1 pseudogene is annotated in these 490 nt (G+C 41.0%); it reads right to left on the bottom strand.

Going from position 1 to position 490, the window contains the following annotated elements:
* Nucleotides 1-227, bottom strand: a pseudogene (locus B4113_RS08160) (IS701 family transposase); the annotation flags it as partial.
* Nucleotides 228-490: the final 263 nt, after the last annotated feature.

The following is a 490-nucleotide window of genomic DNA, read 5'->3' as shown; positions in this document are numbered from 1 at the left end:
TTTTCCTCGTTCCAAGGGCTTTTCGTGAAAAAATGGCTGAGCGTGGTTCGATGATTCGGGTGAAAACTCCAGTACCCGACATCCGTCAATGTCCCCGAAAATCCCTTGGTCGTCAAGGCGTCGACAAGATGAACGAGATGCTTGATGACCGGCTTCGAGAAATAAAGCGCCAATCCCAGCGTCATGAAAAACTTGTGGATTCCTTGATGATGTGCTAATCTATTCATGAGACATGAACCTCCTTGTGGGTAGTTTGAGCACATCTATTTTACTCAAGGAGCTGGGTTCATGTCTCCTTTTTTGTTTAGCTATCAATTTATGTTAGCAAATTTGCTCATCTACAGTAAATTTAAAAAAACTGATTAATTTTTTCGAATCGTTTCCGATATAACTATTGAAATTAAATTAAATTCTAAAAGGAGCATTCCCGTTAGGAGCTTTTCCGGGGACTTGATCAAAAAAAGCCCTCTTGGTATGATGCAGGGGTGTC

The sequence above is a fragment of the Geobacillus sp. B4113_201601 genome, from assembly GCF_001587475.1.
GTDB lineage: Bacteria > Bacillota > Bacilli > Bacillales > Anoxybacillaceae > Geobacillus > Geobacillus icigianus.
This window is presented reverse-complemented; position numbering and strand designations above follow the sequence as displayed.